Consider the following 24,576-nt stretch of genomic DNA (forward strand, 5'->3'; position numbering starts at 1 on the left):
TCATGCCGCCGCCCATCATGAAGTCCCGGATTTCCTTGGGGCTCACCTGACCGTTGCCATCTGCATCCGCCATCTTGAACATCCGTTCGTGGACGGCCTGAACCTCTTCAAGGGACAGCGAACCATCACCGTTCGTGTCCATCATGGCGACGACCATCGCGGGCATCATCGAGGCGCCCATGTGACCCTTCTTGCCGGAGCGATCCTTCTTGCCGGACCAGTCCTTCTTGCCGGACCAGTCCTTGTCCGCGCCATCCCCGGACATGCCGTCCTGGCCTGCCATGCCGTCCATCTGCTGATCGCCCGGCGTCACCGTGTCGGAAGCGCCGGCACTGTGCTGGCTGGCCTGCGCGCCGACTGCGGCGAGGGCGAAAAGCGCGGCGTATATCCCGGTTGTCATTTTCATCGTGTGGATCCTCTTTCTTCGGAAACGTCTGCCCTTCAACGAACCGCAACCGATCCGGTTCTTCGCAAAAGCGGATCGGGCGGTCATAGATCCGTGAACCGCACCGGCATTTCCGCGTTTCGACAAGGGCGCACCGGTCCAGGGCCGGCCGGCCATGTCTCGCGCAGGGAAAAGCCTGCGAAGCAACCGGATCAGAGGAGGGCGACCAATGCCACGAATCCCGTCCGACGGCCAACTTGACAGCACCCTTGCGCTGTTGGCGAACCCTTACTTTTTCATCGCGGAAAGATGTCGCAGGCTTGAAACCGATCTTTTCGAGACCCGCATCCTGCTGGGCAGAACGATCTGCATGACCGGCCCGGCCGCGGCCGAGCTGTTCTACCGGAACGAACAACTCGTGCGGAAAGACGCCATGCCTGCACGGATCCAGAAAACCCTTCTGGGCGAAGGCGGTGTCCAGGGACTGGATGGCGAAGCACATCGGCACAGGAAGCGGATGTTCATGTCTCTCATGACATCCGCACGGATAGGCGCGCTTCGCGACAGGATGCGGCAACTTCTGGACGCCCGTGCGAATGACTGGGAGGGAATGGACAGGGTTGTTCTCTATGACGAGACCAGAGAAATCCTTGCAAAAGCGGTCTGTGCATGGGCCGGGGTTCCGTTGCCGCCGGCGGATGTCGCGCGACGGACCCGGCAACTGACCGGGCTTTTCCAGAATGCCGGTTCGGTCGGGCCGAGGCACTGGCGGGCGCGCCTGTCCAGGCATCGCCTTCAACGCTGGGCCTCGCGGATGGTCGGACAGGTGCGCGACGGCAGCCTTGAGCCGCAAGAGGAAAGCGCCCTCCACGTCATCGCGACATGGCGCGACCCCGACGGCGCCTTGCTGCGCCCTGCCGTGGCCGCGGTGGAATTGCTGAATGTGCTGCGTCCGACCGTGGCGGTCTCGGTGTTCATGACCAGCGCCGCGCACGCGTTACATGAACATGGCGACTGGCAGCACAAACTTCGCGAGGACCAGGGCAATCTGGAGCCGTTCGTGCAGGAAGTTCGGCGCTTCTACCCCTTTTTTCCTGCCGTCGCGGCTTGGTCCACAAAGGATTTCCGGTGGCGCGATTATCATTTTCCCCAGGGGCGCAGGATATTGCTTGACCTTACCGGGACGAATTCCGACCCCCGAACATGGGACGCGCCCGGTGAATTCCGCCCGGATCGCTTTCAGCATTGGAACGGCAATGCCTTCACGTTCATTCCGCAGGGCGGCGGCAGCCATGATACCGGTCACCGCTGCCCGGGCGAATGGATCGCGATCGAGCTGATGAAGGCGTTTTGCGATTTCCTTGTCGGTTCGATCACCTACGACCTGCCCGACCAGGATTTGTCGATCGACCTGTCAAGCCTGCCCGCCTTGCCGAAGAGCCGCGTCGTGATAAGCCGCATCAGACGGCGGACATCTCTGCGCCACGACCGGATCGAAGTTCCCGCTGATTGAGGACCGCCGCTTCACAGCGATACTCCGTCATTGGACGGATGGGACGGGCCGGGGGCGTCGCTGCATAGCGTTTGCACGGCGCGGTGCTGTGTCAGGAAGACCCGGCCCGTCAGATCATCCAGAAAATGGGATTTCTTGAGCCTGTCCATGACCGGGCCCTTCACTTCGCTGAGGTGGAACGTGATCCCGCGCGATTCCAGCCGCCTGTTGATTGCCTCGAGGCTTTCCAGCGCACTCATGTCGATCTCGTTTACCGCCGAGCACATCAGGATCACGTGCCGCAGGTCTTCCCGCTCGGCGACCATGTCATAGATGCGGTCTTCGAGATTGCGGGCATTGGCGAAATACAGGCTTTCATCGACGCGCACCGACAGGATGGCGTCATGCAGGGTCACGTCATGGCGGTTGACGTTTCGATAGTGTTCGGTGCCGGGCACCTGGCCTACCACCGCCATATGCGGGCGCGAGGATTTGTAGAGGTGGATGAGGATCGAGATCAGAACCCCCGCCGAAACGCCGATTTCCACCCCCAGACCCAGCGTCAGCAGGATCGTTGCGGTCACGGCGGCGAAATCGGCCCTGGAATAGACCCAGCTGCGTTTCAGGATCGAGAGATCGACAAGGCCAAGCACCGCGACGATGATCGTCGCCGCCAGCGTGGCCTTGGGCAGATAATAGATTGCCGGGGTCAGCATCAGCGCGGCGATGGCCAGCCCCACCGCGGTATAGGCTCCGGCGGCCGGGGTGCGGGCGCCAGCGTCGAAGTTCACCACCGACCGCGAGAACCCGCCGGTGACCGGAAAACCGCCCGTGAACGCAGCACCAAGGTTGGCGGCCCCCAGACCGATCAGCTCCTGATCCGGGTCGATGCGCTGGCGGCGCCTGGCGGCCAGCGTCTGCGCGACCGAGATCGATTCCACGAAGCCGATGACCGAGATCAGGATGGCCGGCCCGATCATCGCGGCCAGAAGGCCGGGCTGGAATGCCGGTACCGTCAGCGGCGGCAGCGCCCGGGGCACGGTCCCGACGATATCGACGCCGCGATCCGCGAGGCCGAAGGCCCAGACCACCAGCGTCGTGACCAGAACGGCCAGGACCGGCCCGGCCTTGGACCCCATGTCGGCAAGCGTGTTGCCCAGCCCGATGCGCAGCAGCAGCGGCTTCAGCCCCTTGCGTACCCAGAACAGGAACGCCGTCGCACTCGCCCCCAGCAGGACCGTGATCCCGTTGATCGTCCCGATGGCCGACCACAGCCCGTGCAGCATCTCGATCAGCGTATCGCCAGAGGCCCTGACGCCGAGGATGTATTTCAACTGGCTGGTGGCGATCAGGATGCCGCTGGCGGTGACGAACCCGGCGATGACCGGATGCGACAGGAAATTCGCCAGAAATCCCAGCCGGAACAGGCCGAGGATCAGCAGGAAGATGCCCGACAGAAACGCCAGCGTGAGGGCGGCGGTGACCTGGTCGATGCCCTGGTCACCCAGTTTGCCGATCGCCGCCGCCGTCATCAGCGACACCACCGCCACCGGTCCGACCGCCAGCGTGCGCGAGGTGCCGAAGATCGCGTAGAGCACGATGGGCAGGATCGAGGCATAGATCCCGGCCTCGGGCGGCAATCCGGCCAGCAGCGCATAGGCCAGCGACTGCGGGATCAGCATGATCGTGACGATCACCGCCGCGACCAGATCGCCGCTCAGCTTGTCGCGGTCGTAACGGCTGCCCCAGTCCAGAACCGGCAGGTATAGGGTCAGGCGGGGCACGTCTTTCAGGCCGTGATGGGCAGTCCGGCCTGCTTCCAGCCGCCCAGTCCGCCTTCGATGACCCTGGCATTGTAGCCCATCGTCTTCAACACGTCGGCCGCCAGCGCCGCGCGTGCCCCCGAGGCGCAAAGGACATTCACATGGCCTTTGGATCGGCGCATCGCCACCAGCGCGTCATGCGCCTTGCCGGTATCAGGATCGGCCTGTGCCTCCAGCAGCCCGCGCGGGATGTGGATCGCCCCCGCGATCGCCCCGTCGCTGTCCAGTTCGGCCGGTTCGCGCACGTCGAGGATCACGTCCCCGTTCGGCCGTGCGGCCTGCGCATCGGCGGGGCTGATCGTTTCGACGCGGGTCCTGGCCTCGGCCACCAGGTCTTTCATGGATTTGGTCATGATCGTATCCTTCAGAATTTGTCGACAGGCAGTTTCAGGTAATGGGCGCCGTCGCTTTCGGCCTCGGGCAGCCTTCCGCCACGCAGGTTGATCTGCAAGACGGCCAGCATCCGGTCGGGCAGCGACAGCGTCGCATCGCGTTCTTCGCGGGTGGCGATGTAATCCTCCTTGGCGGTGCCCTCCTTGACGTGAATGTTGTCGGCCCTGTGCTTGTCCACCGTGGCCTCCCATTCCGGCTCGTCGCGGCCGTCGGCGCCGTAGTCATGGCCGATGAACAGGCGCGTGTCGCCCGGCAGGGCCAGGATGGCCTGCAGCGAGTTCCACAATTCCTCGGTGCTGCCACCGGGAAAGTCGGCGCGCGCGGTGCCGCTGTCGGGCTGCATGAGCGTGTCGTGCACGAAGGCCGCGTCGCCGCAGATATAGGTGATCGACCCCATCGTGTGACCGGTCGACAGCATCACCCGGACGTCCAGATCGCCGAGCTTGAAGCTGTCCCCATCGGCAAACAGCCGGTCGAAATCGCGGGCCGGATCGAAGGCCTTGGGCATGTTGTAGAAACCCCGCCAAAGATCTGCGATGTCGGCGACCTTCTCGCCGATGGCATTGGGGGCGCCGGTGCGTTCCTTCAGCCGCGCCGAGGCCATCGCGTGATCGGCGTGGGGATGCGTGTCCAGCACCCATTCCACCGACAGGCCATGTTCTTCGACCAGTTTCAGAACCTGATCCATGCTGCGCGTGTCGATGGAAAAGGCGGCCGGATCGAAATTCAGCACGACGTCGATCAGCGCGGCCTTCCTGGTCGCCGGATCGGCGCAAATATACTGGATCGATCCGGTATCGGGTTCGTAGATCCCCCAGACATCGGGGCTTTGTGCGCCGGTCGACGGCGAGTGCCGGACAATCGGCTGGTCCAGTTTTGACGGCTCTGACATGATCAGGCTCCTTTCGCTGTGAAGATCGTGAAAGATTTCGCGCGTCCGCCCAGCACGATGCCGATCAGCATTGCGGGCAGGAATATCAGCGTTCCGGGCGCGCCCATCGCCAGCGCCGTCCAGGCCGGGCCGGGGCAGAATCCGCCCAGTCCCCAGCCGGTTCCGAAGATGGCGGCGCCGGTCAGCAGCGGGGCGTCGATGGCGGTGTTGTCCGGCATGTCGAATCCCGGCCCGAGGGCGGGGGCATCTCGACGCCAGACCAGCCGATAGCCGATGAAGGCCGTCACCGAAGCGCCGCCCATGACGAAGGCGAGGCTGGGATCCCAGGCGCCGAAGATGTCGAGGAAATTGAGAACCTTGGCGGGATTCGCCATGCCGGACAGGATCAGCCCGATGCCGAAGGTCAGACCGGCGAAGAAACCCAGGACGGGACGCATGATCGGCTCCTCAGATCACGTGGCGGATCAGGGTGGTGGTCAGGACGGCTGCGGCCAAGAACACGCATACGGCGACCAGCGACCGGCGCGACAGGCGCGCCAGACCGCAGACGCCATGTCCCGAGGTGCAGCCCGATCCCAGTGCGGTGCCCGTCCCGACCAGCAGTCCCGCAAGGGCCATGCCGGGCAGGTTGCCGGATACGGTCTGTTGCGGAAACGATCCGGTCACCAGCAGGACAGCGACCGGCGCCGCGACCAGGCCCAGCAGGAAAGCAAGCCGCCACCCGCGGTCGTCGGGTCCGCCAAGCCCCGGCACAAGGCCGGTCAGGCCCTTCGTGATGCCGCTGATCCCTGCGATCTTGCCGAACAGGCCCATCACCGTCACCGCGCTGATTCCGATCAGCACACCGCCGGTCAGCGACAGCCATGGTGTGAAATCGGTCGCGACGACGGGTTCCATGCCGGTCTCCTCTCATTCGTTACCCTTGGCTTTCGCCGGATGAGTCGTTATATGTAAGTAATGGCTAAATTAGTCAACACTGATATAAAAGAAAATCGGCCCTCGCTGCCGGTCTTGCAGGCGCGCGCCGCAGAGGTCGCGGGGCAGCTTGGCCTGTTGGCGAACACCAGCCGGCTGATGGTGCTGTGCCATCTTCTGGAGGGTGAGCAATCGGTCGGAGCGTTGCAGATCCAACTGGACCTGAGCCAGTCTGCGCTGAGCCAGCATCTTGCCCGGTTGCGCGACGCGGGAATGGTGGCGACGCGCCGCGACCGGCAGACGATCTTCTACCGTATCGCCGACCCGCGAGTGCATCAGATGATCGAGGCGCTGTATCTGATCTATTGCGCATCGGAAGACGACAGCGACGGCTAGGCGGATCGCGGCAGCAGAGTTCCCGCACCGTCGATCCCAGCCTTGACGCATTGGGGGGGGCGCTGACGGCGCGGCAACAAGGCCCCGCGCATGGGCATGGCGTCGGCGCGTTTGGTAAATTCCTGCCGGTTTGACCCGGCCAATGCGCAGTCTAGACCATCGAGCCGATATCCGACGCAAAGCTGGGATAGGCAAAGGTGACGCCCTTGATCGCGGTCGCGGTCAGGCCCGCAGCCATCGCCATCGCGAACAGGTTGATCTGCTCTTCGGCACCGGGGCCAAGCAGATGCGCCCCCAGGATCCTGCCGGTCGCCTTTTCGACCAGAACCTTGTAGGCACTGTGTTTCGCACCCACCCGCAGCGACGAATACCAGTCCGCCGTCTTCGCGAAACGGGTCTCGAAATCCAATCCCCTGTCGCGCGCGGCAGCTTCGGACAGGCCGACCGTCGCCATCTGGGGCAAGGTGAAGACGACGCTTGGAATCGGCCGATCATCCACCCGGCGCTCATCCTTTCCGGCAAGCAGGTTCTTGCCTGCGATCCGGCCCTCGAGGGCCGAGACGGGGGTCAGATTCGGACCGCTATCGGCGCAATCTCCGGCGGCGAAGATGGCCGGGTTGGTCGTGCGCATGAAGGGGCTGACCCTGATGCCCTTGCGACCGTATTCGACGCCCGCGGCTTCAAGGTCGAGATGGTCGATATTGGGCACGCGGCCGGTGGCATGAACCACGAGATCGCAGACGACCGTTTCCGTCCCCTGCCGCGTCTCGCAAGTCACCGCGAAGTCCTGTCCGCGTCTTTCGATCTTCAGAACCTTCGCCCCGGTCCGCAGATCGACGCCCAGCTCGGTCGTTGCTTCGACAAGAACGTCGACCAGATCGGGATCGAAATTTCCAAGCGGCCGGTCCTGCATTTCCAGGACCGTGACTTCGCGCGCCCCCGCGCGCCGGGAGATATGGGCGAACTCCATCGCGATGAATCCGCCGCCGACGAACACGATCCTGTCGGGCCGTTCGGGCAATTCCAGAAAATCGGTGCTGGTTGCCAGAAGCTCTTCGCCGGGAATGTTCAGCGTCATCGGCCGGGCGCCGGTGGCGATGTGGAAGTGGCGTGCCGACAGGGTTTCGCCATTCACCACGATCCGGTCGGGGCCGGTGAACCGTGCCTGGCCATGCAGCACCGTGACGCCGGCTTTCTCCAGCCCGCCCTCGATACGGCCGGGCATCGCGTCCGTGAAGCTGCGCTTGAAGGCGATCATGTCCGGCCAATCGACCGAAGGCCGTGTCTTCAGGCCCTTGCCGTCCAGGTTGCGGGCCTGTTCGATCCCCTCGGTCACGGCGACCAGCATCTTCTTGGGATCGCAGCCTCGCAATGCACAGGTGCCACCGAAGGGCAGGCTGTCGATGCTGGCCACCTTCCAGCCGGCGCCGGCAGCCATCCGGGCGACCCCGTTCCCGCCGGTCCCGCCGCCGATGACGATCAGATCGAATTCCTTGCTGGCAGGCATGATTTTCCCCCTCGCGGTTTGCTGCCGCCGCCCGGTTGGCCCAATCGCCCCCGGCTTACGGGCTGCGCGCGCTGCGCGACGCCGCGCCCTGCGGGATCATCGCGGACCCCCGCAGGTCCGCCCGCCAAGGCGTCACTGGATATCGCGGGCGCGTTCCGTGTCCAGTTCCTGGTTCGCGGTCTCGACAGCGCCTTTCATGGCGTCGAAGATTTCCTGCCCGCCCTCGACATTGGCGGTGAACCATTCATAGACCGGCCGGGCGGCATCGGCAAAGGCCTGCTTTTCCTCCGGCGTCGGCACATAGAGATCACCGCCGCCCTGGACGAATTCCTCATAGGCGGGGATCGACTTGCGCTTGGGCGAAGCGAAGGTGGCCTGCTGAAGCTGGTAGAATCCATCGACCACGACCCGGCGCATGTCTTCGGGCATGGCCATGAACCTCTCGTTGGACATCCACCACAGCGCGCCCATGTAGGCGTGCCCGTCCAGCGTCAGGTATTGCAGCCCGGCCTCGGGGAATTTCATCGACATGATGTCGGTGATGCCGTTCTTGGTGCCGTCCACCACACCGGTCTGCAACGAGGTGAACAGTTCGGGCCAGGGGATCGGCGTCGGCGCGGCGCCCAGGGTTCTGACCAGTTCCTGCGGCAGGTCGGCGACCACGGTGCGGATCTTCATGCCCTTCAGATCGGCCGGCGTCTGGACGCGGCGCTTGGTATTGGCAAAGTTGCGCCAGCCGCCGGTATTGCCGATGGTCATCAGCCGGATCGCGCCGCCCGAATCCTCCAGCGCCATCTCGCGCATGGTGCGCGTGAAATCGCCCGACAGAACCTTCTCGGCCACGCGGTCATCCTGCATCAGGTAGGGCAGGTCCAGGACCTGCACATAGGGGAACAGGCCGGCCGCCCCGCCCGAGGTCGAGATATAGACATCGATGGATCCATCGGCCACGCCCTGAAGGCATTCGGCCCCGTTCGAACACAATTGCGTACCCATGTAGATCTCGACCGCGATGGCGCCGTTCGAGGCGCTTTCCACATAGGACTTGAAGACCTGCAGGCCGTCGTAATCCTCGTCGCTCTCGTTGGAATTGGCGACGGCGCGGAGGGTATATTCCTGCGCCGCGGCCGGGATCGCCAGCAGCGCCGCCATGGCCAGCGCCGCCGCCGTCGTGATTGTCTTCGTCAACATCAGATCCTCCCTCTTGGTTCGAATGACATTCAGTTCGCGAACCCGGTCAGACGCGGGATCGTCATGGAGATCGCGGGGAAATAGGTGATCAGGAAGATCACCAGGATTTCGACCGCGAGAAATGGCAGGATGGCGCGGGCGATCGTCGTCACCCGTTCCCCCGACACGGCCGAGGCCACGAACAGCACCAGCCCCATCGGCGGCGTGGCCAGCCCGACGGTCAGGTTCACGCACATGATGATGGCGAAATGCACGCTGTCCACGCCCAGCTGGGTAAAGACCGGCGCCAGGATCGGACCCAGGATGATGATCGCCGGCCCCGCATCCAGGAACATGCCGACCACGAACAGCAGCAGGTTGATCAGAAACAGCATCAGCAGCGGATTCTCGGTCAGCGTCAGGATCACGTCGGCCATCATCTGCGGCGCCTGCGACAGCGACACCACGGTCTTGAACGACATCGCCGCCCCGACCAGCAGCAGCACCACCGCCGAGGTGATGCCGGCGCGGCCCAGCACGTCGGGCAGTTCCGACAGGCGCAGCGTCCGCAGCACGAACAGGCTGATCACCAGCGCATAGAACACCGCGACCGCCGCCGCCTCGGTGGGCGTGAACACGCCTGCCAGGATGCCGCCCAGGATGATCACCGGCGTCATCAGCGGAAAGAACGCCTTCAGGCTGGCCTGCCCGCGTTCGCCCCAGCCATAGCGACGCGATGCCACCGGAAAGTCGTAGCGGTCGGCCATGATCTTGATCAGCGCCATCAGCCCCACGCCGACCAGCACGCCGGGCACCAGCCCGGCCAGAAACAGCGCCGCGACGCTTTCGCCCATCACATAGGCATAGATGATCATGATCCCCGATGGCGGAATGATCGGCCCGATCACCGAACTGGCCGCGGTGATCGCGGCAGCGAAGCGGCGGGTATAGCCCTGCCGCTCCATCGCCGGTATCAGCATCGAGCCAAGCGCCGAGGTATCCGCCACGGCCGATCCGGACAGCCCCGCGAACAGCATCGAGGACAGCACGTTCACATGCGCCAGCCCGCCGCGAAAATGCCCCATCAGCGCCTGGCTGAATTCGACCAGCCGGTGGGTGATGCCGCCGCGATTCATGATCTCGCCGGCCAGCATGAAGAACGGGATCGCCATCAGCGGAAAGCTGTCCATGCCGTTGTAGAGGTTGCGGTAAAGCAAGGTCAGGTCGCGTTCCTGCCCGTTCAGGACAAGCAGGATTCCCGGCGCCGCGAGCAGGCCGAAAAAGACCGGCAGGCCGATCATCAGGAAGACCAGGAACAGCGGCAGGAACCAGATCAGCATCACTCGGCGCCCTCGGTCTCGGAATGGGGAATGGGCGGAAGTTCGACGAGACCCAGAACCTGCGCCAGATTGCGCAGGATCAGTTCGACATTGACCAGGATCAGCAGCACGATCCCCACCGGCAGCGCGGCCATCATCCAGCTGCGCGGCAGTCGCTGCCAGGTGCTGAAATCGACCGAGGTCGGCAGATAGAGCGAGGCCGAGGCAAAGCGTCCGCCCAGCCCCGTCACCTCGGACCAGCCGATCTTCAGCGACACGATCAGCACCGTCAGGCTGACGGCCAGCAGCACGATGTTCAGGATCGCCGCCGCCGCGCGGGGCAGGGCGAAGATCAGGATGTCGATCGCCACGAAGCCGCCGCGGCGAAAGGCGATCGGCGCCATCAGCCCGGTCATCCACAACATGCCGAAGCGCGCCGCCTCGTCCGGCCAGGGCAGGGCGTTGTTCAGGACGTAGCGGAAGAAGACCTGCACCAGCGTCACCGCGACCATCATCGCGATGGCCGCGATGCCGATGCCATAGCCGATCCTCAGCAGATGCCCGTTCACCCAGGACAGGGCCCGGATCGACGCCTCCAGCAAGACCATTCGCTCTCCCCCCTCATGCGCCGTCCCCCCCTCCTCAGGGTCGGGTGGCGCAGTCAGTTGTTGTCGATCCGTGCCATCCGCCCGCCAAAGAAGGCCAGCGGATCGCCCTGTTGCATCGTGGCGCGCAGCACCTCGCCCACCACAATGGCATGATCGCCGGCATCATGCACCGCGTAACGGTGGCAATCGAACCGCGCGAGGCACTGGTCCAGCACCGGCACGCCCCAGCCGTTCCGGCCCAGCGGCAGATCCTGCAGCGCCGTCGCGTCCCGGGCCACGGCAAAGGCCAGTTCGTGCTGGTCGGCGGCAAGGACATGGATCGCGTAATGCCGCGCCTCGGCGAATTGCGCATAGCGGCGGGACCGGCGCGCCGGCGACCACAGCACCAGCGGCGGATCCATCGAGACCGAGGAAAAGCTGTTGACGGTGATCGCCGCGCAGCCGGACGGATCGCCGGTCGTGACGATGGTGACGCCGGTGGCGAACAGGCCAAAGGCGTCGCGCAGGTCGCGCCCGTTCTGGGGTTCGGGAACGAAACTGCGGGGTTCGGCCATGTGCATCACGCCACCTCGCGGCCAAGCGCCGCCTCGTAGAGCTGGAACCATTGCACGCGGGTCAGATCGACCTTGCGCGCATCCGGGATCGCGGCGATGCGGACCAGAGAGTTGGTGCCCAGAACCGGCAGGATCGTCGCCGGGTGCCGCAGCAGGAAAGCCACCGCGATGGCCGCGCGATCGACGCCGAATTCCCCGGCCAGCGCGTCCATCCGCCGGGTCAGGGCGGTATCGCCCCGCATCAGGCTGCCGCCGCCCAGCGGCGACCAGGCCATGACCGGATCGCCGCGGCGCTGGTGAAAGGCAAGATCGCCATCCGCGAAGGGCTGCGGCCGGGCCAGCGACAATTCGATCTGGTTCGTGACCAGCGTGTTCCGCATGGCGGCTTGCAGCAGCTCGACATCCCAGGGCCGGAAATTCGACACGCCGGCGGCGCGGATCTTGCCCGACCGGATCAGCCCGTCCAGCGCCGCTCCGGTCTCGTGGGGATCCATCAGCGGATCGGGGCGGTGGATCAGCAGCAGGTCGATATGATCGGCGCCCAGGTCGCGCAGCGACTTCTCGACCGAGGCGGTGATATGGGCGGCCGAGGTGTCGTAATGCTTGCAGGCCGCGTCCGCGTATCGTCCGCAGGGCGCGACGATACCGCATTTCGTGACCAGCTCGACCCTGTTGCGCAGTCCCGGATCGGCCCTGAAAGCCTGTCCCAGGATCGCCTCGGCGGTATAATCGCCATAGATGTCTGCCTGATCCAGGGTGGTGATGCCCCGGTCCAGCGCCGCGTCGATCTTGGCGCGCACGTGCCCGGCCGAGATGTCGGCATCATCGCCAAGCCGCCACATGCCGTAGACAAGCCGCGAAAGGCTGAGACCCTCGGCAATGCGAACCCGGTCGGCGGCGAAATCCCCCAGCGTATCCATCAGCGCCGCACCCCCGCGCCCAGCGGCGTGCGCGGCAGGGCATCGGGCACCCGCCCCCGGACCCGGTTCAGCTGGCAGGTCTTCATCTGCGGCAGCACGCGGCTGCCGAAATGTTCGGCCTCGTCAAGATGCGGATAGCCCGACAGGATGAAGGCGCGGATCCCCATCCCCTGCAATTCCTCCAGCTTGCTCAGAACCTGATCGGTCGAGCCGACGATGGCCGCGCCGCAGCCCGACCGCGCCCGGCCCACCCCGGTCCAAAGGTTCGGTTCGACATAGCCTTCCAGGTCGGCCAGTTCGCGGTTGCGCGCCTGATGGCTGACGCCCAGGCTGCCCGCATCCAGCGCCCGTTCGCGGATCGCCTGCCCCAGTTCGTCGTCCAGCTTGCTGGCGATGTAGCGGGCATAGTCCCTGGCCTCGGCCTCGGTGTCGCGGACGATGACATGGGCGCGGAATCCGTAATCCAGCGTCCGCCCGTATCGTTCGGCGGCCTCGTGGGCGGCCTTCATCCTGGCGGCGATGTCCTCGGTCTTTTCGGGCCACATCAGATAGACATCGCAATGCTGCCCGCACAGATCCAGCGCGTCGGGCGAATAGCCGCCGAAATACAGCATCGGCCCGCCCTGCTGATAGGGTTTGGCCGGATCCGTGGTCAGGCCGGCAAAGCTGTAGACCTCGCCCTCGTAATCGATCTGGTCGCGACTCCAGGCCTGTTTCAGGATCTCGACCACCTCGCGCGACCGCTTGTATCGGTGCTTGCTGTCCTCTTTCTGGCCCGGAAAGTCGGACGAGATGATGTTTACCGTCAGCCGCCCCTGCAACATGTGATCCAGCGTCGCGATGGTGCGCGCCAGCATGATCGGCTGCATCTCGCCGCAGCGCACGGCGGCCAGCAGGTTGATGCGTTCGGTGATCGGCGCGCAGCCGGCGACAAAGCTCAGCGTGTCCTGGCCCACCTGATAGGACGAGGGGCACAGGATATTGCCGAAGCCCTGTGCCTCGGCGGTCTTGACGATGTCCGAACAATGATCCCAGGACGACCGGAGATCGCCGTCCGGCACCCCGAGAAACTGGTAATCATCCGAGCAGAGCGCCGAAAACCAGGCCACCTCGACCGCGTCGAGATCCGCAGATGTCACCGGGACAATGGTCATGTTCCCTCCCTCGGGTCGCTGAAATTCGGTCTTTACTAGCTCCGCCTTTGGTGTAAATCAATAGGGTATCAATTCTGGTCGCACGGGACAGGCGAAATCATGCAGGACAGGGGCAGACCCGCAGGCCACCGGCCCGACGCGCTGCCGATCTACATGCAGATCAGCGAGATCCTGATCCGGGACATTGCCTCGGGGCGGCTGGTCGATGGTCAGAAGCTGCCGCCCGAACGCGATTTCGCGAAGGCCCATGGCACCACCGTCGGGACGCTGCGCAAGGCGCTGCTGCTGCTGGAAAGGAAGGGCCTTCTGGAACGCCGGCAGGGGTCGGGGAACTATGTCCGTGCGGGTGGCGCGGTCGATTCGGTCTATTCGATGCTGCGGCTGGAACTGGTGCGCGGCGGCGGCGGGCTGCCCACGGCGGATATCCTGTCGGCCGATTATCTGCCCAAGGATGCCGGCCAGCCCGCCTATGGCACCTCGGATCACGGCACCCGCTTTCGCCGCCTGCGCTATCTGGATGACCAGATCGTCGCGATCGAGGAAATCTGGCTGGACGGCGGCGCCGGCATCGTGCCGCGGGATCTGATCCAGGATTCGCTTTACCTGACCTACAAGCGGGCGCTGAAACTGTGGATCAGCCGGGCCGAGGACCGGGTCGGGATCGGCGCGGTCCCGGACTGGTCGCCCACGGCCTTTGCGCTGCCCCCCGGTACCGTGACCGCCTATATCGAACGGCTGTCCTGGGCGCAGCGCGCCGAGGCGGTCGAATTTTCCCGCACCTGGTACGACACCGAAAAGGCGCTTTATGTCCAGCGCCTCGCCTGACGAAAGAGGGATCCCCATGACCACCGAAACGCTTGTGCGCGGCCAGACCCGGACCATCACCTATGGCATCATCGGCTGCGGCATGATGGGTCAGGAACATCTGCGCAACATCGCGCTTCTGGACAATGCTGCCGTCGGCGCGATCTTCGAACCGGATGCGCTGATGCGGGTTCGTGCCGCGCAATTCGCCCCCGATGCGCGTTTCGTGGACAATCTCGACGCGCTTCTGGACATCCCCGAGATCGACTGCCTGCTGATCGCCAGCCCCAATTTCCGCCACGTCGAACAATTGCAGGCCATCGCAAGGCGGCGGCCGCTGCCGGTCCTGGTGGAAAAGCCGCTTTTCACCGATCCCGACCACGCCGCCGCCGTCGATGCCTTCGCCGCCAGCTATCCGGCGCCGGTCTGGGTGGCGATGGAATATCGCTACATGCCGCCCGTCGCCCGGCTGCTGGAAGAGGCCGAGGCCGTGACCGGAGGCATCAAGATGCTGACCATCCGCGAGAACCGTTTTCCCTTTCTGGACAAGGTCGGGTCGTGGAACCGCTTCAACCGCTATACCGGCGGCACCTTCGTCGAGAAATGCTGTCATTTCTTCGACCTCATGCGACTGGCGCTGAAATCGGACCCGGTGCGCGTCATGGCCATGGGCGGGCAGGCGGCCAACCATCTGGACGAAAGCTATTCCGGTGAAACGCCTGATATTCTGGACCACGGCTATGTTCTGGTCGCCTTCGAGAACGGCGCCAAGGCGATGCTGGAATTGTGCATGTTCGCCGAGGGCGCGCGCTATCAGGAGGAAATCTCGGCACTTGGCCCCAGCGGCAAGATCGAGGCGCTGGTGCCCGGCCCGAACCGGTTCTGGCCGCCGCATCTGGGCGCTGCGCCGGTGCCGCAGGTCATCTATTCGCCGCGCAATCCCAAGGGCCCGCGGATCCGCGAGATCCCGGTCGATCCGGCCATCCTCGATGCCGGCGATCACAACGGCTCGACCTTCTACCAGCATCTGGGGTTCCTGGAACTCGTGCGCGGGCAACGCCGCGCGCCGGATGTTTCGGTCCTGGACGGCAAATGGGCGGTGCTGATGGGAATTGCCGCGCAGCGGTCGATGGCCGAACGGCGGGTCGTGGAACTGAGCGAACTGACCGCCCTGACCTGACGGCCGACGCGGGCCGCGTCGCGCCGGTTCCTGCCGACCGGGCGCGGGACGCCGGGGGCGCGGCCTGCCGGCCTTCTGCGCGGGGCCCGCGCGGCTCAGCGGTCCGGCGCCGCGGCCGTTTCGGCCTGTTGCTGCATCCGGTCCCCGAGGCTGCCCATGATCCAGACCGTTCCGCCGATCATCAGGCCCATCAGCAACAGCGAAAACCCGATCAGGTGCAAATCCTCGCGCTGCTGACGCCAGCCGATATGCAGAAAGCAACGCAACTGCACCGCCACTTGCGCGATACCGGCCAGCGCCACGATCCACAGCGCGGACGGGCGCGTCAGGCCGCTGCCCGCGACCGCCCAGAAGGCCAGACCCGTCAGCGCCGCCGAAACGACGAATCCGCGGACATAGCGCCGCAGCTCGCCTCGCCGATCGTCGCTCATGCCATGCCTCCCAGAAAAACGACCGAAAGGATCCCGATCCAGATCAGGTCCAGAAAGTGCCAGTAGAGACCCAGCAGCAGAAGGCGGGTCTTTACCCGGTCCGTGAGGCCCTGCACCGCGATCAGCGCGGCCATCACCGCCATCCAGAAAAGACCCATCGTGACATGCAGGCCGTGAAGCCCCACCAGCACCCAGAGCGCCGACAGATAGCCGCTGCGCTGCGGAACGCCGCCCCGGGACGCCATGCTGGCGAAATCGCGCAGCTCCAGCGCCAGGAACCCGGCCCCAAGCGCGGCCGTCACCGCAAGCCAGGGCAACACGGCGCGGGCGGTTCCCGCATGTTTCAGCCCAAGGCTCGCCAGCCCGTAGGTGAAGGAACTGGTCAGCAGCAGCCCCGTCTGAAGCGCGACGCTGCGCAGGTCGAACAGCGTCTCGGGCCCCGGACCGCCCGCGCGCGCGCGCTGCATCACGACGTAGTGGCCGAAAAGGATCCCGAAGGTGATCATGTCGCTCATCAGAAAGACCCAGAAGCCGAAGACGGTCTTTTCGGTCCGGCTGCCCGCGTCGCCTTGCGCGGCGCCGAGATTCAGGCCGGGATGCGCGCGATGGCTCATGCCGGCACCGCCGGATCGGCAAGGCCGCGATTGGCGGGCAGCATCTCGTCGTCGCGGCCAATGGCGCGGGCCGTCCGGATCGCGGCGAGAAAGCGGCGATGCGCGGCCGCGACCTCGGCCGCCGGGATGGTTTCATGCGTGTTCGTGGCGAAGGCGCGCAGGACGACGGCGCCGACGATCGCGGCACCGGACAGCACGGCCAGCCACCAGATCCACCAGACCATCGCCAGCCCAAGCGCGCCACCCGCGACCGCGACGATCATTCCCAGGGCCGTGTGGCGCGGCATGTCCACATCCTCGTAGGCGTCGGCCTCGGCATAGGGCGTCCCCTCGGCCTTCTCGAGGGTAAAGGGGTCCAGCGCCCTGACGCTGGGGATGGCCCAGAAATTGTAGGGCGGCGGCGGCGCGCTGGTCGCCCATTCCAGGCTGCGCCCGTCCCATGGATCGCCCAGCGGGCAGGCCAGCGCCGCGCGGTTGCGCGCGCTGGCCCAGAAGGTGTGGATCAGGCTTGCCAGCGCCGCGACCAGGATCGCGGCGCCGCCGAAAGCCAGCCACATCGCGGGCTGAAAGGCGGGGTTGTCATAGCTGGCCGCCCGCCGGGGCATTCCCATCAGTCCCAGCCAGTACAGCGGCAGGAATGCAAGGCAGAACCCCGCCACCCACAAAAGCGCGGTGCGCCGCGCCAGCTTTTCGTCCAGGCGAAAGCCGAAGGCCTTGGGGAACCAGTAATGAATCCCTGCGAACATGCCGAACAGCGTGCCCGGGACCAGAACGTTGTGGAAATGCGCGACCACGAACTGGGAATTGTGCAGCTGATAGTTGATCGCCGGATTGGCCAGGATCACCCCGGTCAGCCCGCCGAAGACGAAAAGGATGAAGAACCCCGTCAGATAGATGATCGGCACCGTGATCCGCACCCGGCCGCGAAACAGCGTCGCCATCCAGTCATAGACCTTCACGCCGGTGGGCACCGCGATGACCATGGTGGCGATGCCGAAGGCGGCGTTGATGCGGCCATTCTGTCCCATGGTGAAGAAATGGTGCAGCCAGACCGCGAACGAGACCACCGCGATGGCCATCGTCGCGATCACCAGGCTGTTATAGCCATAAAGCCGCTTGGCCGCGAAGGTGGCCGAGATCTCGGAATAGACGCCGAAGGCCGGCAGCACGACGATATAGACCTCGGGGTGGCCGAACATCCAGAAGATGTTGGCGTATTGCATCATGTTTCCGCCCAGGTCGTTGGTGAAGAAATGAAACCCCGCCACACGGTCCAGCGCCAGCATCGCGGTCGATGCCGTGACCGCCGGGAAGGCATAGACCATCATGATCGCGGTGCAGAGCGCGGTCCAGGTGAACATCGGCATCCGCAGGAAGGTCATGCCCGGCGCACGCAGCTTGTAGATCGTCACCGCGATGTTCATCCCGGCGAGGGTCGAGCCGATCCCGGAAAGGCCGACCGCCCAGATCCAGTAGTCCACCCCCGGGCCGGGGCTGAAGGTGGCGCCGGTGAAGGGCGGATACATCGTCCAGCCACCGGTCCCGAACTGACCCAGGACCAGCGACAGCATGACCAGTCCCGCCCCCGACGCCGTCAGCCCCAGCGAGACCTGGTTCAACACCGGGAACGCCATGTCCCGCGCCCCGATCTGCAAGGGGACGGCAAAGTTGATCAGCCCCGTCACCAGCGGCGTCGCCACGAAGAAGATCATGATCGTTCCGTGGGTCGAGAAGAGCTGTGCATAATGGTCGGGCGACAGGATTCCGCCGTTCAGCGCGCTGACCTGATGGGTGCGCATCACCGCGCCTTCCAGCACGCCGCGCAGAAACATCACCCCGGCCAGCACCACATACATGATGCCGATCCGCTTGTGGTCCGGGCTGGTCAGCCAGTCCCGCCAAAGCGGTCCCCACAGATGGTGGCGCGTCAGCAGCCACAATGTCGCCGCCGCGCCCAACACCACGGTCAGCGCGGCACCCGAGGACACGGCCTCGTTGAGGGACGGATTGCGCAGGAAGTCGTCGAATGGCGTGGCCGACCAGTCAAGGCGCCCGAACGGTGCGCCCATCATCATCCACCCCCGGCATAGGCCGGGGCCCCCGGCTGGTCGCGGGGCGGCACCGGCAGCCCGGCACGATAGCGTGCGATCACCCGATCGAAGAGATCGGGCGTGACCAGCCGAAGCCGTGGTGCGTCCCGCGCGCCCAGGCCCAGCAGCGCCCGCGCCTGGGCCGGGCTGCCAGCCCGCCCCAGGCGGGCATAGGTGGCCGGGTCAAGCGGCGTTTGCGCGGGGGTGCCGGCCCAGTCGCGCCAGCCGGCCGGGTCCAGCGCGACCACGGAAAAGGTCTGCCCGGCAAATCCGCGACCACTATACTGGATGTTGTCGCCCCGCCAGCGGCCGGGCGCGTCGGCCATCAGGTTCAGTTCGGTCCGCATCCCCGGCATGGCATAGATCTGCCCGGCCAGCGCGGGCACGCGAAAGCTTTGCATCACCGTGTCCGTCGTCAGCGCGACGCGCACCGGCCTGCCCGCCGGCAACACCAGTGCATCCAGCGTCGCGATTCCCTGTTCGGGATAGAGAAACAGCCACTTCCAGTCCAGCCCGATCGCCTGAACCTCCAACGGGTCCGGGCCCAGCGGCGCATAGGGATCCAGCCGGATCGTGGTCTGCCACAGCGACCAGCCGAGCACCGCGATGATGGCGAAGGGCACGCCCCACATCGCCGCCTCCAGCGGGCCCGAGAATTCCCAGTCGGGACGGTAGAGCTTGCCGGGGCGATAGCACCCGTTGCCCCTGACCCGATGATAGCGCCACAGGATGACCGGAACGCCGACCAGCACAGGCACCACCGCGATCATCGTGATCAGGGTGACGCGAATCAGATCGCTTCGCTGCGCCTCGGCGACGGGTCCGGCGGGCGACAGAAGACTGTCCTGGGCCAGAACCGGACCGGCCAGCAGCAGGATCGCCGCGGTGATCGGAACCGTCCGGGCCAGGGCGCTGGCGGGCTTGCGATGGTGCGGATCAGATCCCGTGTTCATGGCTTCGTCCGGTTCTTCGATGACCGCAACCTGTCCGGATCGGCCGGCACGGGCAAGCCGGTCCCCGGCTTCGGCGCGATCCGTCGATCCCGATGCCGATCATGCCGGGGCCGGGGGCAGGTTGACAAGCACCCTCAGCCCCGGCGCGTTGTCCTGCAGATCGATCGTTCCGCCGTGCAGCTTGACGATGGCCTCGACAAGGCTGAGGCCAAGCCCGCTGCCGGGCGTGGTGCGGCTGCGGTCCAGACGGTAGAGACGGCGCAGCACCTTCCTGCGCTCGCCGGCCGGAATCCCCGGCCCGCTATCGGCGACGATCAGGCGCGGTCCATCGACGCGCAGCGTCACCGCGCTGCCCGGCGGCGTATGGCGCAGCGCGTTTTCGATCAGATTGGCGATCACCTGGCCCAGCAGGGCGCGATCGCCCATGATCCGGGCCTCGCCGCCCGTCTCGACCGTCATGGCGTGACCGCTTTCCTCGGCCGCGGGCTCGTAGACCTCGGCCATCGTCGCGGCCAGGCCGGCCAGGTCCACCGGCACAAAGCGCGTCCGCGGGCTGCCGCCCTCGATCTGGGCGATGCGCAGAAGCGAATGGAAGATCGCGACGATGCCGTCGATCTCGGCCTCGGCGCGATCAAGCGCCTCTGGCGCGACGCCGTCGGGCAGGTCGTCGCGAACCCGCGCCAGCTGCACCGACAGGCGCTGGATCGGGGTCTTCAGATCATGGGCGATATCGGCCGATACCTGTCGCAGCGCCTCGGTTGATGCCTGCTGCGCCTCGGCCAGCCGGTCGATGCCGCGTCCGACACGCGACAGATCGTCGGCGGGGCCCGGCATGTCCGGCAGGCGCGCCGACAATTCGCCGCCGCGCAGGCGGTCCAGCGTGTGCTCGATCGCGGCAAGTCGGCGGGCCGAACGCCGCGCGCTGAAGATCCCTGCGGCCAGGACCAGCAGGAGCGTCGGCGCCAGCGTGAAGGACAGGACCTGCCCGAAGACCTCGCGGATCTCGTCGAAGGCATCGGCGGACTGACCCAGGGTCAGGATCCCGCCCGGCACCTCGCGGCTCTTGACGATGTAGCGGCTGGAGAAACCGTCACCGCGATCGGCCGGATCGAATTCCCGCAGCCCCGATCCGGGCACCCTGTCCGGATAATTGCCGACAAGGCCGGCGGCGCGGTCGAAGATCACGATCGTGTTTTCCGGATCGGCCCGCGCCGCAAGCCGTCCGACAGCCTCGGCGATGTCCTTCTGGTCGCCCAGTGCGGACAATTCGTCCAGACTGGCATCCAGCCCGGCTTCGGTGGCGTCCAGCAGCGCCCGGTTGGCCAGCCACCAGGTCGCGGCGAAGGTCAGCAGGCTGATCAGCGTGAACAGCGCCACAAGCCGCAGCGTCATCCGCATCGGGGTCGAGCGCAGGATATCCGCCCATTCGGCCCTCATGCCTCGATCCTGTAGCCGGCGCCGCGCACGGTCTTGATCAGTTCGGTCTCGAAGGGCTTGTCGATCTTGCCGCGCAGCCGCGAGATGTGGCTTTCAACCACATTGGTCTGCGGATCGAAGCTGAGCTCCCACACCGCTTCCAGCAGCATGGTGCGGGTCTGCACGCGGCCCTTTCGGCGCAACAGGCATTCCAGCAGCGCGAATTCGCGCGGCAGCAAATCGATCTCGACCCCGCCGCGCGTGACCTTGCGCCGGATCAGGTCCATTCGCAGATCGCCGGCGGACAGGACCGATTCATCATCGCGCATCTGCGGGCGGCGGGCCAGCGCCGACAGCCGGGCCGACAATTCGCCAAAGGCGAAGGGCTTGACCAGATAATCATCGCCGCCGGCATTCAGTCCCTCGATCCGGTCATCGACGCCGCCAAGTGCGGTCAGGAAAAGCGCGGGCGTCAGGTTCCTGGCCGCGCGCAACGTGCGCACCAGCGACAGCCCGTCCAGATCCGGCAGCATGCGATCGACCACCAGAACGTCGAAATCGTTGGTCTGCGCGGTCAGCAGGCCGTCGCGACCGTTGCGGGACAGGTCGACGACATGACCCTCCTGGCGCAGTCCTGCCAGGATGTAGTCCCCTGTCGTGCGGTCATCCTCGATCACCAGAATCCGCATACGTCCCTCGCTTCCAGCACCTGGCCGGCCCCCAAGGGAGGGGCCGGCGGGTTCATCGTTTCCGACCGAAGGATCAGTCGGCGTCTTCGTCCTGCCCGTCCTGATCCTCGTCCTGATTGGCGACAACCTTGGTCATCGTCCCATCGGCCGCCATCGCGAAGTCTTGCGTGGTGCCGTCGGACTTGGCAAGTTCCACCTCGATCACGCCGGACTTGGCGTTGTCGTGGTCGGCGCTGATCGCCATCACCTTGCCGCCGCCGCTCTTCTCGGCCATGGCAACCAGCTGGGCCAGCGGTGCGCCAAGCTGCGCGGGATCGGTGATGTCTTCCTTTTCCGCCTTGTCGCCGTCGCCCTCATCCTTGGTCTGGATGACCTTGCCGGTGCTGGCATCGATCTCGACCGAGACCTGCTTGCCCTTGGCGATGGTATCGACTTCGTAGAAGGCGGTGCCCTTGCTCTGACCGAACTCGGCCGCGACCGCGGTGCCGCCGCCGGCCGCCTCGGCGGCGCCGATGGCTGCGGTGATGTCCTGCGAGGCGCTCAGGAAAGCCTGAACCTCGGCCTGGTCACCGCCGTCATTCTTGGCAAAGGCCGCGCCGCCGGCCAGGGCCGTGGCGGACACCGCACCAGCGGTCAGAAGGGTAAGCAGTTTGCGTGTCATCGTTCTCTTTCCTTTCGGTTCGTCGATTGGCGTGATGCCTTTCGATGAACTCAAGCTGGGAAGCCGGCCTGACCATCAAATCGCCGCGCGATTACATCTGCGTAATGTTGAAAGTCGAACCGCGGTCCGGACAGGCAAACGCCCCGCCGAGGGGATCGGCGGGGCGGGATCGGGCAAGCTTGCGGTCCGGTTTCAGGGGGTCGCGGCGGCTTCGCCGTCGACGGTGTCCGCCGAGGCCGGGACGGTAGCGCCGGACCCGATCGCCAGCCGGGCGGCGACGGCGATGACCAGTCCGATCACCAGCGCGGCGACGGCCATGACGGTTCCCAGCCCGATTGCCGCGGCACCTGCCGCCACCATCAGGATCGCCGCGAGGGTCGATTTCAGTCGTTTCATCCGATGCACTCCTTCCGTTCTTGTTGCTGGACTGAGAGATGGGGGCGTCGGGTGATGCCGGGCTGACGCGCAGATTGCAGATCTGTAACCCGGCGGTTACCGCGTGCCGGGCAAGGCCACGACAACATCCCGCCGCTTGCGCTTGCCCGATCCCACGGCGAGGCGCCATCTTTCCCCATGACATTCTGCGCGAGTTCTGACCTTCTGTTCGCCCGAGCACAGATCATCGGATGATTGGCCCATGCATCAACTGACCCTGCGCCAGATCGAGGTCGTCCGCGCCGTCATGCTGACCGGCACGATCACCGGTGCCGCCAGGATGCTGAACGTCTCGGCGCCCGGCATCAGCAGGCTCGTCAAGCATACCGAGGAAACGCTGGGTCTGCGCCTGTTCGAGCGGCGCGGCGGGGTCTATGTCCCGGCGGCCGAGGCAGGCGCGATCTTCGACCAGATCGGCCGGGTCTTTCGCGGGGTCGAGAACCTCAACCGCGCCGTGGCCTCGTTGCAGCGGGGCGAGGCGGTGGATCTGTCCTTCGCCTCGGCCCCATCGGTCGCGCAATTCATCGCCGCCCGCGCCGTCAGGCGGGTCAGGCAGCGCTTTCCCGATCTGTTCATCGACCTGAACATCCTGAAGATCGAGGAAACCATTGATTATCTGATGCTGGATCGCGGTGAATTCGTGATGATGAGCACCGCGATCGAGAATGCGGGCATCACCAACGAGATCGCGGCCCAGGGCCGGCTGGCGGCGATCGTGCCCGAGGGTCACGAACTGGCCGGCCGCGATCAGGTCTCGGTCCACGATCTTGTCCGGTTCCCGATGATCGGGGTCGAGCCGAACGACCCCTATGGATCGGTCTGCACCAGGCCGCTGCGCGATGCCGGTCTGCCGGTGCGCTATTCGATGCGGGGACGCTTTGCGCAGACCGTCGTCAGCCTTGTCCGCCACGGCCTTGGCGTTGCCATCATCGACGAATTCTCGGTCGCGGAACTGTATATGCCGGGCGTCGTGCGGCTGAGGCTGATCGAGGAGGCGCCCATCACCATCTATGTCGTCACCAAGGCCGGCCGGGTTCTGTCCGGCTTTGCCGAATATGCGATCCGGCAGTTGCGACGCGAACTGGAACGCGCCACCGAATCGCGCCCATGGGAACAGAAGAGGGCGCGATGAGGCGCAACCATTAACATCATGTTCACGATCCGCATGAATTGGTATTTGCCGTAAAGGTCGGACCTTGGCATGGTCGGACCATGGAGATCCGGGAAAAGCCCGGAGCAAGGGAGGACATCATGACCAAGACCCTGATCAAATTCACCGCCGTGCTGGCGCTGACCACCGGACTGACCGGCACCGCGGTTCTGGCGCAGGACTATCCCGCCAAGGAAATCCAGGGAATCATTCAATGGGGTGCGGGCGGCTCGACCGATACCGTCATGCGCACCGTCACGCCTCAGGCCGAGAAGGTTCTGGGCGGCAAGGTGGTCATGAAGAACATGACCGGCGGCGTCGGCGCGATCGCCACGAAATACGTCTATGCCCAGAAGGCCGATGGATATACCCTGCTGATGGGCGCGGAAAATCCGTTGCTCTACAAGGTGATGGGCCTCGGCGACATCGATTATTCGGAATTCACGCCGATCAACATCCTGGCCCGCGGCGTGCCGATCCTGGTCGCCAACAACGACGCGCCCTTCGACACCTTCGCCGAGATGGTCGAGTATATCCAGGCCAACCCGAACCAGGTCAAGTTCGGCTCGACCGGTCCGGGCGGCGTGCCGTCCGTGGTCACCGCGCTGCTGCGGTCCAAGACCGA

27 protein-coding genes are annotated in these 24,576 nt (G+C 65.6%); 6 read left to right on the forward strand and 21 right to left on the reverse strand.

Annotated features, from left to right (window positions below; all coding sequences use genetic code 11):
* Positions 1 to 406 (reverse strand): EF-hand domain-containing protein (locus B4L36_RS10595; protein ID WP_292956589.1); only part of this gene is annotated, 406 nt, incomplete at its 3' end.
* Positions 407 to 1,211: 805 nt separating this feature from the next.
* Here B4L36_RS10595 and B4L36_RS10600 point away from each other — a divergent pair.
* Complete coding sequence (locus B4L36_RS10600) at positions 1,212 to 1,898, forward strand: cytochrome P450 (RefSeq protein WP_292956592.1); 687 nt, start codon at positions 1,212 to 1,214, stop codon at positions 1,896 to 1,898.
* Between the two features lie 11 nt (positions 1,899 to 1,909).
* On the opposite strand, the gene B4L36_RS10605 is transcribed toward B4L36_RS10600, so the two are convergent.
* The 5 genes from B4L36_RS10605 to B4L36_RS10625 are packed head-to-tail and all read right to left on the reverse strand — an operon-like array spanning position 1,910 to position 5,882.
* Positions 1,910 to 3,661, reverse strand: a complete 1,752-nt coding sequence (locus B4L36_RS10605; RefSeq protein ID WP_292956595.1) for a SulP family inorganic anion transporter — start codon at positions 3,659 to 3,661, stop codon at positions 1,910 to 1,912.
* 5 nt (positions 3,662 to 3,666) lie between these two features.
* Complete coding sequence (locus B4L36_RS10610) at positions 3,667 to 4,053, reverse strand: rhodanese-like domain-containing protein (protein ID WP_292956598.1); 387 nt, start codon at positions 4,051 to 4,053, stop codon at positions 3,667 to 3,669.
* Between the two features lie 11 nt (positions 4,054 to 4,064).
* Complete coding sequence (locus tag B4L36_RS10615; protein ID WP_292956601.1) at positions 4,065 to 4,985, reverse strand: MBL fold metallo-hydrolase; 921 nt, start codon at positions 4,983 to 4,985, stop codon at positions 4,065 to 4,067.
* A 2-nt stretch (positions 4,986 to 4,987) separates the two neighbouring features.
* Positions 4,988 to 5,422: a DUF6691 family protein gene (locus B4L36_RS10620; RefSeq protein ID WP_292956604.1), complete on the reverse strand. Its 435-nt coding sequence runs from the start codon at positions 5,420 to 5,422 to the stop codon at positions 4,988 to 4,990.
* 10 nt (positions 5,423 to 5,432) lie between these two features.
* Complete coding sequence (locus B4L36_RS10625) at positions 5,433 to 5,882, reverse strand: YeeE/YedE family protein (protein ID WP_292956607.1); 450 nt, start codon at positions 5,880 to 5,882, stop codon at positions 5,433 to 5,435.
* 60 nt (positions 5,883 to 5,942) lie between these two features.
* On the opposite strand from B4L36_RS10625, the gene B4L36_RS10630 reads away from it, so the two are divergent.
* Positions 5,943 to 6,296, forward strand: coding sequence for an ArsR/SmtB family transcription factor (locus B4L36_RS10630; protein ID WP_292956610.1), 354 nt, complete (start codon positions 5,943 to 5,945; stop codon positions 6,294 to 6,296).
* Positions 6,297 to 6,447: 151 nt separating this feature from the next.
* On the opposite strand, the gene B4L36_RS10635 is transcribed toward B4L36_RS10630, so the two are convergent.
* The 7 genes from B4L36_RS10635 to B4L36_RS10665 form a co-directional block, all read right to left on the reverse strand.
* A complete protein-coding gene (locus tag B4L36_RS10635; RefSeq protein WP_292956613.1) occupies positions 6,448 to 7,803 on the reverse strand; it encodes a dihydrolipoyl dehydrogenase family protein in 1,356 nt (451 codons plus the stop codon).
* Positions 7,804 to 7,935: 132 nt separating this feature from the next.
* Positions 7,936 to 8,994 (reverse strand): TRAP transporter substrate-binding protein DctP, encoded by a 1,059-nt coding sequence (gene dctP, locus B4L36_RS10640; protein WP_292956616.1) that lies wholly within the window; start codon positions 8,992 to 8,994, stop codon positions 7,936 to 7,938.
* Positions 8,995 to 9,023: 29 nt separating this feature from the next.
* Positions 9,024 to 10,313, reverse strand: a complete 1,290-nt coding sequence (locus tag B4L36_RS10645) for a TRAP transporter large permease (protein ID WP_292956619.1) — start codon at positions 10,311 to 10,313, stop codon at positions 9,024 to 9,026.
* Positions 10,313 to 10,900: a TRAP transporter small permease gene (locus B4L36_RS10650; RefSeq protein ID WP_292956622.1), complete on the reverse strand. Its 588-nt coding sequence runs from the start codon at positions 10,898 to 10,900 to the stop codon at positions 10,313 to 10,315. Before B4L36_RS10650 ends, B4L36_RS10645 begins: the two co-directional genes overlap by 1 nt.
* A 53-nt stretch (positions 10,901 to 10,953) precedes the next feature.
* Entirely contained in the window at positions 10,954 to 11,454 is a 501-nt protein-coding gene (locus tag B4L36_RS10655) for a flavin reductase family protein (protein ID WP_292956625.1), read from the reverse strand.
* 5 nt (positions 11,455 to 11,459) lie between these two features.
* The gene (locus B4L36_RS10660) at positions 11,460 to 12,374 is read right to left on the reverse strand and encodes an aldo/keto reductase (protein ID WP_292956628.1); all 915 of its coding nucleotides are present in this window, start codon (positions 12,372 to 12,374) and stop codon (positions 11,460 to 11,462) included.
* Entirely contained in the window at positions 12,374 to 13,528 is a 1,155-nt protein-coding gene (locus B4L36_RS10665) for an LLM class flavin-dependent oxidoreductase (protein WP_292956631.1), read from the reverse strand. Before B4L36_RS10665 ends, B4L36_RS10660 begins: the two co-directional genes overlap by 1 nt.
* 99 nt (positions 13,529 to 13,627) lie before the next feature.
* Between B4L36_RS10665 and B4L36_RS10670 the strand changes: the two genes are divergently transcribed.
* Positions 13,628 to 14,353, forward strand: a complete 726-nt coding sequence (locus tag B4L36_RS10670; protein ID WP_292956634.1) for a GntR family transcriptional regulator — start codon at positions 13,628 to 13,630, stop codon at positions 14,351 to 14,353.
* Positions 14,354 to 14,369: 16 nt separating this feature from the next.
* Positions 14,370 to 15,512 carry a Gfo/Idh/MocA family protein gene (locus B4L36_RS10675; RefSeq protein ID WP_292956637.1) on the forward strand — a complete coding sequence of 381 codons (1,143 nt, stop codon included), beginning with the start codon at positions 14,370 to 14,372 and terminating at the stop codon, positions 15,510 to 15,512.
* Positions 15,513 to 15,607: 95 nt separating this feature from the next.
* Here the strand turns inward: B4L36_RS10675 and B4L36_RS10680 are convergent, their stop codons facing one another.
* From B4L36_RS10680 to B4L36_RS10715, 8 genes are all read right to left on the reverse strand, one after another.
* Positions 15,608 to 15,943, reverse strand: a complete 336-nt coding sequence (locus tag B4L36_RS10680) for a cytochrome o ubiquinol oxidase subunit IV (protein ID WP_292956640.1) — start codon at positions 15,941 to 15,943, stop codon at positions 15,608 to 15,610.
* The gene (locus B4L36_RS10685; protein WP_292956643.1) at positions 15,940 to 16,557 is read right to left on the reverse strand and encodes a cytochrome c oxidase subunit 3; all 618 of its coding nucleotides are present in this window, start codon (positions 16,555 to 16,557) and stop codon (positions 15,940 to 15,942) included. Before B4L36_RS10685 ends, B4L36_RS10680 begins: the two co-directional genes overlap by 4 nt.
* Positions 16,554 to 18,626 carry a cbb3-type cytochrome c oxidase subunit I gene (locus tag B4L36_RS10690; RefSeq protein ID WP_292956646.1) on the reverse strand — a complete coding sequence of 691 codons (2,073 nt, stop codon included), beginning with the start codon at positions 18,624 to 18,626 and terminating at the stop codon, positions 16,554 to 16,556. Before B4L36_RS10690 ends, B4L36_RS10685 begins: the two co-directional genes overlap by 4 nt.
* Positions 18,627 to 18,628: 2 nt before the next feature.
* Complete coding sequence (locus B4L36_RS10695) at positions 18,629 to 19,600, reverse strand: cytochrome ubiquinol oxidase subunit II (protein ID WP_292956648.1); 972 nt, start codon at positions 19,598 to 19,600, stop codon at positions 18,629 to 18,631.
* 99 nt (positions 19,601 to 19,699) lie between these two features.
* The gene (locus B4L36_RS10700) at positions 19,700 to 21,037 is read right to left on the reverse strand and encodes a sensor histidine kinase (RefSeq protein ID WP_292956651.1); all 1,338 of its coding nucleotides are present in this window, start codon (positions 21,035 to 21,037) and stop codon (positions 19,700 to 19,702) included.
* Positions 21,034 to 21,705, reverse strand: a complete 672-nt coding sequence (locus B4L36_RS10705) for a response regulator transcription factor (protein ID WP_292956654.1) — start codon at positions 21,703 to 21,705, stop codon at positions 21,034 to 21,036. The genes B4L36_RS10700 and B4L36_RS10705 overlap by 4 nt, the downstream gene beginning before the upstream one ends.
* A 73-nt stretch (positions 21,706 to 21,778) precedes the next feature.
* Entirely contained in the window at positions 21,779 to 22,366 is a 588-nt protein-coding gene (locus tag B4L36_RS10710; protein WP_292956657.1) for a PepSY domain-containing protein, read from the reverse strand.
* A 192-nt stretch (positions 22,367 to 22,558) separates the two neighbouring features.
* The gene (locus B4L36_RS10715) at positions 22,559 to 22,762 is read right to left on the reverse strand and encodes a hypothetical protein (RefSeq protein ID WP_292956660.1); all 204 of its coding nucleotides are present in this window, start codon (positions 22,760 to 22,762) and stop codon (positions 22,559 to 22,561) included.
* A 241-nt stretch (positions 22,763 to 23,003) separates the two neighbouring features.
* Here B4L36_RS10715 and B4L36_RS10720 point away from each other — a divergent pair, with 241 nt between their 5' ends.
* On the forward strand, positions 23,004 to 23,933 hold the full coding sequence (locus B4L36_RS10720; RefSeq protein WP_292956663.1) for a LysR substrate-binding domain-containing protein: 930 nt from the start codon (positions 23,004 to 23,006) through the stop codon (positions 23,931 to 23,933).
* A gap of 119 nt (positions 23,934 to 24,052) precedes the next feature.
* On the forward strand, positions 24,053 to 24,576 hold a 524-nt coding region (locus tag B4L36_RS10725), incomplete at its 3' end, for a Bug family tripartite tricarboxylate transporter substrate binding protein (protein ID WP_292956666.1).

It is taken from the genome of Paracoccus sp. UBA889 (assembly GCA_002294185.1).
Taxonomy (GTDB): Bacteria; Pseudomonadota; Alphaproteobacteria; order Rhodobacterales; family Rhodobacteraceae; genus Paracoccus.

Excerpts from the sequence above, each read along its gene's own strand:
- B4L36_RS10610 (WP_292956598.1), bottom strand. The coding sequence starts at position 4,053 with ATGACCAAATCCATGAAAGACCTGGTGGCCGAGGCCAGGACCCGCGTC.
- B4L36_RS10615 (WP_292956601.1), bottom strand. The coding sequence starts at position 4,985 with ATGTCAGAGCCGTCAAAACTGGACCAGCCGATTGTCCGGCACTCGCCG.
- B4L36_RS10620 (WP_292956604.1), bottom strand. The coding sequence starts at position 5,422 with ATGCGTCCCGTCCTGGGTTTCTTCGCCGGTCTGACCTTCGGCATCGGG.
- B4L36_RS10625 (WP_292956607.1), bottom strand. The coding sequence starts at position 5,882 with ATGGAACCCGTCGTCGCGACCGATTTCACACCATGGCTGTCGCTGACC.
- B4L36_RS10630 (WP_292956610.1), top strand. The coding sequence starts at position 5,943 with ATGGCTAAATTAGTCAACACTGATATAAAAGAAAATCGGCCCTCGCTG.
- B4L36_RS10635 (WP_292956613.1), bottom strand. The coding sequence starts at position 7,803 with ATGCCTGCCAGCAAGGAATTCGATCTGATCGTCATCGGCGGCGGGACC.
- dctP (WP_292956616.1), bottom strand. The coding sequence starts at position 8,994 with ATGTTGACGAAGACAATCACGACGGCGGCGGCGCTGGCCATGGCGGCG.
- B4L36_RS10645 (WP_292956619.1), bottom strand. The coding sequence starts at position 10,313 with ATGCTGATCTGGTTCCTGCCGCTGTTCCTGGTCTTCCTGATGATCGGC.
- B4L36_RS10650 (WP_292956622.1), bottom strand. The coding sequence starts at position 10,900 with ATGGTCTTGCTGGAGGCGTCGATCCGGGCCCTGTCCTGGGTGAACGGG.
- B4L36_RS10655 (WP_292956625.1), bottom strand. The coding sequence starts at position 11,454 with ATGGCCGAACCCCGCAGTTTCGTTCCCGAACCCCAGAACGGGCGCGAC.
- B4L36_RS10660 (WP_292956628.1), bottom strand. The coding sequence starts at position 12,374 with ATGGATACGCTGGGGGATTTCGCCGCCGACCGGGTTCGCATTGCCGAG.
- B4L36_RS10665 (WP_292956631.1), bottom strand. The coding sequence starts at position 13,528 with ATGACCATTGTCCCGGTGACATCTGCGGATCTCGACGCGGTCGAGGTG.
- B4L36_RS10670 (WP_292956634.1), top strand. The coding sequence starts at position 13,628 with ATGCAGGACAGGGGCAGACCCGCAGGCCACCGGCCCGACGCGCTGCCG.
- B4L36_RS10675 (WP_292956637.1), top strand. The coding sequence starts at position 14,370 with ATGACCACCGAAACGCTTGTGCGCGGCCAGACCCGGACCATCACCTAT.
- B4L36_RS10680 (WP_292956640.1), bottom strand. The coding sequence starts at position 15,943 with ATGAGCGACGATCGGCGAGGCGAGCTGCGGCGCTATGTCCGCGGATTC.
- B4L36_RS10685 (WP_292956643.1), bottom strand. The coding sequence starts at position 16,557 with ATGAGCCATCGCGCGCATCCCGGCCTGAATCTCGGCGCCGCGCAAGGC.
- B4L36_RS10690 (WP_292956646.1), bottom strand. The coding sequence starts at position 18,626 with ATGGGCGCACCGTTCGGGCGCCTTGACTGGTCGGCCACGCCATTCGAC.
- B4L36_RS10695 (WP_292956648.1), bottom strand. The coding sequence starts at position 19,600 with ATGAACACGGGATCTGATCCGCACCATCGCAAGCCCGCCAGCGCCCTG.
- B4L36_RS10700 (WP_292956651.1), bottom strand. The coding sequence starts at position 21,037 with ATGAGGGCCGAATGGGCGGATATCCTGCGCTCGACCCCGATGCGGATG.
- B4L36_RS10705 (WP_292956654.1), bottom strand. The coding sequence starts at position 21,705 with ATGCGGATTCTGGTGATCGAGGATGACCGCACGACAGGGGACTACATC.
- B4L36_RS10710 (WP_292956657.1), bottom strand. The coding sequence starts at position 22,366 with ATGACACGCAAACTGCTTACCCTTCTGACCGCTGGTGCGGTGTCCGCC.
- B4L36_RS10715 (WP_292956660.1), bottom strand. The coding sequence starts at position 22,762 with ATGAAACGACTGAAATCGACCCTCGCGGCGATCCTGATGGTGGCGGCA.
- B4L36_RS10720 (WP_292956663.1), top strand. The coding sequence starts at position 23,004 with ATGCATCAACTGACCCTGCGCCAGATCGAGGTCGTCCGCGCCGTCATG.